The following is a 5,591-nucleotide window of genomic DNA, read 5'->3' as shown; positions in this document are numbered from 1 at the left end:
CTGTAACCTTGATACCGAAAAGGTATTTGCCGTATTCAGCGAAAACATGGGACCAGCACAATATAAGAAGCTGGCAGTAACAATCGGAGAGGAGATAGAAAAAGGTATTCAGGGCATAATTATCGGTCACGGTACAGATACCTTGCACCATACAGCAGCAGCGCTAACCTTTATGTGCCAGGATCTGCCAATTCCAGTAGTTCTTGTGGGTTCACAGCGATCATCTGATCGTCCTTCCTCAGATGCAGCACTTAATCTGATGCATGCTGCTACTGCTGCCGGTCATGGTGATATAGCAGAAGTGATGGTTTGCATGTTTGGTCCTACCTCAGATGAATATGGTCTGCTGCATCGGGGGACAAGAGTTCGCAAGATGCACTCCTCCTATCGCTCAACTTTCAGAACAATTGGAGATATTCCTCTAGGAACAGTTACCAGAGCAGGGGTAAAACCAATCCACAGTGATTACAATCTCCGTAGAAATGATAATAAAGTAAAAATATTTCCTTATTTTGAAGAGAAAGTAACTATCGTGTATTATTATCCAAATATGCAGCCGGACATCATTGATTCGCTGGTTGAGAATGGATATAAGGGTATAGTTATCGCAGGAACTGGTCTGGGACATGTAAATAAGTTGATCTATCCGGCAATTAAAAGAGCAGCTGCTGCAGGAGTAGCAATCTATATGACGGTTCAGACTTTGTGGGGCTATGTGCACATGTTTGTGTATGACACAGGCAGAGATCTGATGGCGATGGGCATAGTGCCAGCAGAAAATATGCTTCCTGAAGTAGCATATATCAAGCTTGGGTGGGTACTTGGTCAAACCAGTGATCTGGAAGAAGTGAAAAGAATGATGCTCACACCTGTCAATGGAGAGATCACGAAAGGCGAGCCTTATAACGGCTATTTGATCTATCAGGGTGGAATACCTGAGGTGGAAGCCTTTATAAGGAAAGTACATAAATAGAGAGATAATGAAATTCTCTTTTAGTAAATTTGAAAAACTCGATGAATCAGGTAAAGAAGCCAATATCCTGAAGTTCATAAATAAAATAGAAAAATACTGGGAAAATGGTGATGAAAAACGGCAATTGATAGCGAACTTTGCCGTTTATCTTTCATATTTTCATTTTCCAGAATATCAAACTGTCTCCGAAAGTTTATTTCCTGAAATAGATCGACGAGAGTTCCTGAAGATAATCGTCCCAATTGAACATAAGCTCAGGCATCATCTTAAGGACAATGATCTGTATATTCACAAAGTAGATGGTTTAAGGGATCGCACAAAATTACCCTTGATCATTGTGCTGGACAATCTACGCAGTGCTTTCAACGTAGGAGCTATTATCCGCTCAGCAGAATGCTTTGGAATAGAAGAGATATATTTTTGCGGATATACTCCTGATAATGATAAGGTAGCGCAAACAGCCATGAGAACTCGTGAACTGATTAAAGCGAGTCATTTCAATGATACCAGTGATGCAATAATGCAACTGCGAGTAGGCAATTATAAAATCTACGCTCTGGAAACAGCAGAAAATGCAGATTCTATATATGATGCAGATTTAGCTTTTCCTGCTGCCTTGATCGTGGGCAATGAAGCACTGGGGATCTCCCCGGGAATATTAGTCATGGTTGACCAAATATTGGAAATACCCCTTGCTGGCTGGAAGAATTCTCTGAATGTGGGTGCTGCAACGGCAATTGCCATCTCAGAATTTAACAGACAGAAATAATCTTGCAATGAAAAAGCCCCGCCAGAAATGACGGGGCTTAAATATATTTCAATTCTTAATTCTTATTTGATCAATCCCAGAAAATCCCCTAAAAGGAACTGAACTCGTCCGATCAGCAGAGAAATACGCGCCATCACTGTATAACCAAATGATGCACCAAAACCTACCATCATAAACCAGATACCAACGTTGGTGAATTTACCGTAAAGTCCCTTATGCGGTTTAGAAAAATAGAAATACAGTAAAATGGAAACCGTACCGATAAAGATCAAGAAACTATTGATACTATCTACTGGTCTCATGGCATTTCTCATCTGCACCAGAACTGAAGAGTGCATACTCATTGGCACTCCCATACCCACAATACCCATACCAAATGCGATTGGGTAGCGTGATAACCAGCTCAAATTCTTTGTGAAACGGAAAATATAGAGAATACCAATACAGGATGGTATTATCAACCAAAAATTCCCTTCCAGAAAGATAGGACGATAAACAAACGGTATGAAGGCATTGATATAAACCAGTGGTATGGCATAACCCATGGAAACGCCCACCAGTAAATGCTCTGCAAAACGATAGAACGGATTATCCTTATAAAGGAAGGAAAAGATAAATAACGTGAGTATTGCTGCAATAAGATTACTTATAAATTCTAACATCTTTCCTCCTTATATTGTTTCATCAGTGGTTTTTCTGGTCATAAAGTAACCAATATTACCCAGAATTATAAACACAATGATCATTATATGAGCAATACTTTGGGCATTCATACCAATTCTTGCCATTTTAAATTTATAGGGTAAATCTACATTAGTATCTATATTGCCTTCACTGGAATCATAAGAAATCTTCTTGGACATAATAGGTACCCAGGTATCCTTAATAACCTCGGGACTATATTCCCTGCCATTCGGATATTCAGCATCCTCATAGGCAGCAAACACATCCACCAGTTTCTCATACTCCGCTGCACCCTTAAGACCGGAAAGCATACCCACTAACTGACCAGATTGGAGATAGGGATAATTATCAGCAGCCATCACAGCAGTTACACCGGCAGCCACATTTGCTCCAAAGCGAACACGGGCATAAGTTATCCAGCTGAACACAGCAGCACTGGCAGCAAAATCAACGATCAGATTAAGATCATCATAATTTCTGATACCATTCATGATTTCCAGATTCTTGATCTTTCTACCGTCTGCATCAGTCTGCACAGCTTCTGCCACATCATCTCCCATTCCCAGCACGATAGGCAGGAAAAGTCCATAGGGCTTATAACCAAAATTACAGTAATCCACACCAGATTGCAAGTTAGGATAATCTTCTTTAGCCACATTCAGGGCATAAGCCATCAGTGGTGCTGAGGGTGGAGAAAAACAGATAGTGAAAACTTTGATATTTCTTTCAAAGCAGTGACGCAGGATGGAAACCTCCATCGGAAAAAGCTCTGCCATAGTAGAAGCATCATGACTGAAACTAAGCAGCACGGCTTTATCTTCTTTTCCAGAAAAGCTATCGATTTTCTGATAAAGATTTGAGGAAGGATCAGTTACATAAGTTTTGGAATTAAACGGGATCAAAAGAGGAACTATGATACATAGAGCAACGACCAGGTAGATCCAGCGTCTGTCTATTGTTTGCAATTTTTGTAATAATTTCATTATTCCCCCTTAATCACTTCCCAGGTATGTGCGTTCAATACCCAGTAAGATCTTTAACGAAGTTGCGGTCATACCCAAACCCACACCAGTTGCGATACCGCGTTTGGCAGCCAGGTTTGGCACGTTCAATATCCATTGTGCCGTCTCAGGTATCCATTTGGAGATAGCTGCTCCTATAGGAACCTGACCCATCATCACGATAAATGCTGCAAGCAGCAGAACTGTAGCCTGAGGGCTTTTTGCCCGGAAAGCTTTGTATGCAGCACTGGCTATATAAAACGCCAGCAAAGAAAACATGGTAGCACTCATAGGCATTTGCACATTCTCAAACAACCAGAGGAATGGTGTTCCCTCATTAGTTCCCCAGGCAAATCCGCAAAATGCAGTAATAAAGAGAGCTCCAAGTGTTACTAAACTATATTGCCAGTTAGGTGCTTTTCGCTGAATTTTTGTGCCATGAACCATAAAAAGACTCAAGATTCCCAAAACAACTGCAAAGGGAGAAATGGCTTTACTCCAGCTTACCCACCAGTCATAAAAATCTACGGATGCCTTAGACGGTATAAAGGTGTGGGCTACGAATAAGAAGCCTAAGGTGATAACTATTATTAAAGGTATTTGCCTTTTCATCTATCCTCCTGTTATTTTTCCGGGAACGCATTGATCAGGAATGTCAGATGCAGTGAACTTAACAATGTACCAACTATTATTAAGATAGTGATAATTAGTTTCAAGTAATCCTGACCTTTCAAAGTTCCCAGCATCAGCGGTTCACGTGCCAGATAAGCAGAAGCAGCATAAAGCTCTTCTCCAATCAAAGTATAATCGCAGGTAGTGATAAAGAAAGGTATCTGGGTAACAGCATCTGTTCCTGCAATCTGGATAGCTCCAGTTCCTGAACCGGTCTCTGTCATGATCAGAGCTTCTGCCCAGAACATTCCCATATAGAAGTTTGTTGCTGTCTTTTCACGCAGCATAATACCATTCACACCTGCCACGAATGCAAACTGTGCAGTTGTAATAAAGAAGGCACTGTTTTTATCATAACTATCTGGTCTGCCAGCTTCATAATGAGCTTCTTTGATGATCTCTTGAGCTATTGGCAGCACGATATAATTTCTCACAGGACACAGTATCTTAGTATCATATTCAGCAGCTTTCTTGGCTACTCTTCCCAATATTGAAAGACCAGCCAGCGTCGCCACATCCTGAATACTGGAAAGCCCCGGAACAAAGAGAATGGGTCTTCCCATCTCAGTAGCTCTACCAATAGCATTATCTATTTCTTCAATACCTGCAATAGGTCTGATATAAAGATCAGATGTTCTGGCTTTTTTGATCATCACATACACCAGTCCACCAAAAAGCAATGTTGCTATCAGAGCCGGGAACATATTCCATTTAAACCAGTTTGAATATGGGAAGAAATGATTTAAACCAACTCCTCCGAAATAAGCGAACTTATCATTCTGATTTTCTGCTCCATCAGGATTTACATAAATATCTGAGACTGTGAAATGTCCCTTACCATCACTAAGCACAAGTTTATATTCATATGAGCGCTTGGAAATTTTGCGTTGATTTCTCAGGTAGTTCATCCTCCCTTTATCATCAGTAATTTCCGCTGCTCTTGCCAGGATCGGATCTGACTTGATACTCGTTAATTGCGATTCCAGTTGCTCCACATAATCCACTACAGCATCACGTCTATCAGCTACGATGGTGTCTGCCATCACCTTATATTTCTCAATATTTGCCTGAAGATCTTCTATCTGCTTTTCAGCTTCTGAACGCCACACATTGGTTGAGATTGTAGAACCGCGTTCAACATCAGTCTCTCCTTCCGTCTTATATATCGAAAAAGAAGGATTTACCAGATACAAATTCTTATCTGCATCATAATCAGCCACCAGCAGACTGAAATTATTAACGAGACCGATATTATCATGATATTCACGCTGGGTTGCCCCGAATTTCTTAGACAACCTGAATACTTTATCATAAAAATTACGCTTATAAATATAATAACTGTAATTACTGACATCTACTCCATTCAGGTATAATGCTTCGGCGGGTACCAATGATCTGGTGAAATCATTATATTCAAGATCCTGCCGAATAACGTAATTTCCCAGATCCTTATTACACTTCAAAGTTATCTCTATTTGCAAAGATTGCTTGG

Annotated in this window: 6 protein-coding genes; 2 read left to right on the top strand and 4 right to left on the bottom strand. The window is 40.5% G+C overall.

The window, feature by feature from the left end; all coding sequences use genetic code 11:
- A partial coding sequence (gatD, locus tag RAO94_10010; protein ID MDP8322671.1) for a Glu-tRNA(Gln) amidotransferase subunit GatD occupies positions 1-973 on the top strand: 973 nt, incomplete at its 5' end.
- Positions 974-980: 7 nt separating this feature from the next.
- Positions 981-1,742: a TrmH family RNA methyltransferase gene (locus RAO94_10005; GenBank protein ID MDP8322670.1), complete on the top strand. Its 762-nt coding sequence runs from the start codon at positions 981-983 to the stop codon at positions 1,740-1,742.
- 62 nt (positions 1,743-1,804) lie between these two features.
- On the opposite strand, the gene RAO94_10000 is transcribed toward RAO94_10005, so the two are convergent.
- From RAO94_10000 to RAO94_09985, 4 genes are all read right to left on the bottom strand, one after another.
- Positions 1,805-2,404, bottom strand: a complete 600-nt coding sequence (locus tag RAO94_10000; GenBank protein MDP8322669.1) for a hypothetical protein — start codon at positions 2,402-2,404, stop codon at positions 1,805-1,807.
- Positions 2,405-2,413: 9 nt separating this feature from the next.
- Positions 2,414-3,409, bottom strand: a complete 996-nt coding sequence (locus tag RAO94_09995) for a hypothetical protein (protein ID MDP8322668.1) — start codon at positions 3,407-3,409, stop codon at positions 2,414-2,416.
- Positions 3,410-3,418: 9 nt separating this feature from the next.
- Positions 3,419-4,039, bottom strand: a complete 621-nt coding sequence (locus RAO94_09990) for a hypothetical protein (GenBank protein ID MDP8322667.1) — start codon at positions 4,037-4,039, stop codon at positions 3,419-3,421.
- Between the two features lie 11 nt (positions 4,040-4,050).
- Positions 4,051-5,591: hypothetical protein (locus tag RAO94_09985; protein ID MDP8322666.1), on the bottom strand; the 1,541-nt coding region annotated here is incomplete at its 5' end.

The sequence above is a fragment of the Candidatus Stygibacter australis genome, from assembly GCA_030765845.1.
Lineage (GTDB): Bacteria > Cloacimonadota > Cloacimonadia > Cloacimonadales > TCS61 > Stygibacter > Stygibacter australis.
This window is presented reverse-complemented; position numbering and strand designations above follow the sequence as displayed.

What these genes read in the sequence shown, in the direction of transcription:
- RAO94_09990 (MDP8322667.1), bottom strand. Translation starts at nt 4,039, where the DNA reads ATGAAAAGGCAAATACCTTTAATAATAGTTATCACCTTAGGCTTCTTA.
- RAO94_10005 (MDP8322670.1), top strand. Translation starts at nt 981, where the DNA reads ATGAAATTCTCTTTTAGTAAATTTGAAAAACTCGATGAATCAGGTAAA.
- RAO94_09995 (MDP8322668.1), bottom strand. Translation starts at nt 3,409, where the DNA reads ATGAAATTATTACAAAAATTGCAAACAATAGACAGACGCTGGATCTAC.
- RAO94_10000 (MDP8322669.1), bottom strand. Translation starts at nt 2,404, where the DNA reads ATGTTAGAATTTATAAGTAATCTTATTGCAGCAATACTCACGTTATTT.